Genomic DNA, 2,585 nt, shown 5'->3' on the forward strand with positions numbered 1-2,585 from the left:
AGCAGATTGCAGGTGGCAGATTTCAGGTGGCAGATTGCAGGTGGCAGATTGCAGGTGGCAGATTGAAGAGGTCAGTTAACAATAAACAACAAACAACAAACCATAAACAACAAACTATAAACAAAAAAAAATGATACAATCATCAGAATTAATATTAAACCCAGACGGAAGTGTGTATCACTTGAATCTGAAACCAGAAAATATTGCGCACGACATTATTTTTGTAGGTGATCAAAATCGTGTGGAGAAAATTACTAAGAACTTTGATTCTATTGAGTTTTCACAACAAAAACGTGAGTTTAAAACACAAACCGGACTTTACAAAGGAAAAAGAATTACTGTGATGTCGACTGGAATTGGTCCGGATAATATTGATATTGTCATGAACGAATTGGATGCGTTGGTGAACATTGATTTGGAAACCAGACAACCCAAAGAAACGTTGACTTCGCTGAATATCATTCGTATTGGAACTTCGGGTTCGTTGCAAGAAGATATTCCGGTAGATAGTTTTGTAATGTCTAAATTCGGATTGGGATTGGACAACATGCTTCGCTCCTATTTGATTGATGAGGTTTCGCATATCGAAATGGAAGACGCATTTGTAAAACACACCAATTGGGATTTACGAAAAGGAAAACCGTATGTGATTTCGTGTTCAGAAAAATTGGAAAAAATCATCGAAAGCGATAAAATGCACAAAGGAATTACGGCGACGGCTGGTGGATTTTATGGTCCGCAAGGTCGTGTGTTGCGATTGAATATTCAAGATGAAGAACTGAATTCTAAAATGGATAATTTTGAATTTGAAGAAAACCGAATTACCAATCTAGAAATGGAAACTGGTGCGATTTATGGTTTAGGAAAACTACTTGGTCATGAGTGTTTATCATTAAATGCTATCATTGCTAATCGTGCAAGTGGAACTTTCAGTGAAGATCCTTACAAAGCTGTTGATGAGTTGATTGAATATACTTTGGATAAGTTGTCGAGGTAGAAAGAATATAGAGTATAGAGTATAGAATATAGAGTATAGAATATAGAGTATAGAACTTAGAGAATTTATGAAAAAAATAATTTTTACAGATAAAGCGCCTGCTCCTATTGGACCATATAATCAAGCAGTATTGGTTGGAAACACACTTTATACTTCGGGACAAATTGCATTGGATCCAGAAACTATGGAATTGGTTTTAACTGATATTGAAACCGAAACCAAACAAGTAATGGAAAACATGAAAGCGGTTCTTGAAGCTGCTGACATGACTTTTGAAAATGTTGTAAAAACAACAATTTTCATTATGGACATGAATGATTTTGCAAGAATCAATACCGTTTACGGAAGTTACTTCGATGAAAAAACAGCACCAGCAAGAGAAACAGTTCAAGTTGCTGGATTACCAAAAGGTGTTAATGTGGAAATTTCTATGACAGCTATTAAGTAGTGTTCAGTGATTAGATTGCAGGTCGCAGATTTCAGGTTGCAGATATTAGATTGCAGATTTTAGATTGCAGATTGCAGAATGCTAGGTTGCAGATTTTAGATTTCAGTTTTAAAAAACACAATTCTCCTCAAGAGCAAATGCTTTTGAGGATTTTTTCATATATTTACCGATGTAATTACTTACAAACGCTTACAATCATTTGTAAATGTTTGTTTGTGGGTACTATAAACAAGTTAGCAACTATTATGAAAATACACTTTATGAAAAACATTAGTTCGTTTATTTTAATGCTTTTATTTATATCCTGTGCTAAATCACAATCTATTGATTGTAAAAAAGTACATATTGGTAATTTCGAATTGAACTCAAAAGTATCTGGAAAAACTAAAATTGTTAGAACAGAAAAATATCAGTTTGAAACAAATGAATTTATGAATGTAAAATCAAGATATGATATTGTTTGGATTGATGATTGTCATTATGAATTAAGGAATAGAAAGTTGTTAAGTGGAACAGATAAATATAACGGCGAACCAACTGACATTTTCAAAATAGAGATTGTAAAAATTGAAGGTTCAAAAATATTTGTAAAAACCAGTGCGAATTTCGCTAAAGAAGTTTATGATGGTGAAATAGATATAGTAAAATAATAACAGTTGCTAACAGCCGTTTGCGTCAATGGCGTGGCTTGGGATTTATTTGGACGCTTGGTCTCTTATCTTTTTTCTTTCAATCATATATTTTCTTTCAAAAGTTTTCGGTATATTTGTTAACGTCAGTGTGTGAAAAACGCCACTGTACGCAAGCGGCGACACGGTAGCAGAAAATTTTGAAAAACGAAACGCAAAAACTGATTAAAACTACAATAAAAAAATTGCAGCATCAGTAAATGAGCAAAGTCGGTGCAATTAACTAAATCCTAAAGTCATCGTAAAGGAATTAACAACACATATGAAGAAATTATTTATTTTTTTATCATTATTTTTATTTTTAACGTCTTGTGAAAATAATGATGATACTACTACCGTCCAAAATGAAAATTCTGTAAAAAAACATTTTGTAACAATTGAACAAATTAAGCAAATTGTTGAAAACAAACCTTTTCAAGATTTTTTATCAAAATTTAAAAATAATGAAATT

At 32.4% G+C, this 2,585-nt stretch carries 4 protein-coding genes; all 4 read left to right on the plus strand.

Features of this window, described 5'->3' with window-relative positions:
- The first annotated feature begins 130 nt into the window (after positions 1-130).
- Positions 131-997: a nucleoside phosphorylase gene (locus DIU01_RS00590; protein ID WP_290831326.1), complete on the plus strand. Its 867-nt coding sequence runs from the start codon at positions 131-133 to the stop codon at positions 995-997.
- Positions 998-1,064: 67 nt separating this feature from the next.
- Positions 1,065-1,445 carry a RidA family protein gene (locus DIU01_RS00595; protein ID WP_290831327.1) on the plus strand — a complete coding sequence of 127 codons (381 nt, stop codon included), beginning with the start codon at positions 1,065-1,067 and terminating at the stop codon, positions 1,443-1,445.
- A gap of 260 nt (positions 1,446-1,705) precedes the next feature.
- A complete protein-coding gene (locus DIU01_RS00600) occupies positions 1,706-2,095 on the plus strand; it encodes a hypothetical protein (RefSeq protein WP_290831328.1) in 390 nt (129 codons plus the stop codon).
- Positions 2,096-2,396: 301 nt separating this feature from the next.
- A partial coding sequence (locus tag DIU01_RS00605; RefSeq protein WP_290831329.1) for a hypothetical protein occupies positions 2,397-2,585 on the plus strand: 189 nt, incomplete at its 3' end.

This window comes from Flavobacterium sp., assembly GCF_003525665.1.
Classification (GTDB): Bacteria; Bacteroidota; Bacteroidia; order Flavobacteriales; family Flavobacteriaceae; genus Flavobacterium.

What these genes read in the sequence shown, in the direction of transcription:
- DIU01_RS00590 (WP_290831326.1), top strand. Translation starts at nt 131, where the DNA reads ATGATACAATCATCAGAATTAATATTAAACCCAGACGGAAGTGTGTAT.
- DIU01_RS00595 (WP_290831327.1), top strand. Translation starts at nt 1,065, where the DNA reads ATGAAAAAAATAATTTTTACAGATAAAGCGCCTGCTCCTATTGGACCA.
- DIU01_RS00600 (WP_290831328.1), top strand. Translation starts at nt 1,706, where the DNA reads ATGAAAAACATTAGTTCGTTTATTTTAATGCTTTTATTTATATCCTGT.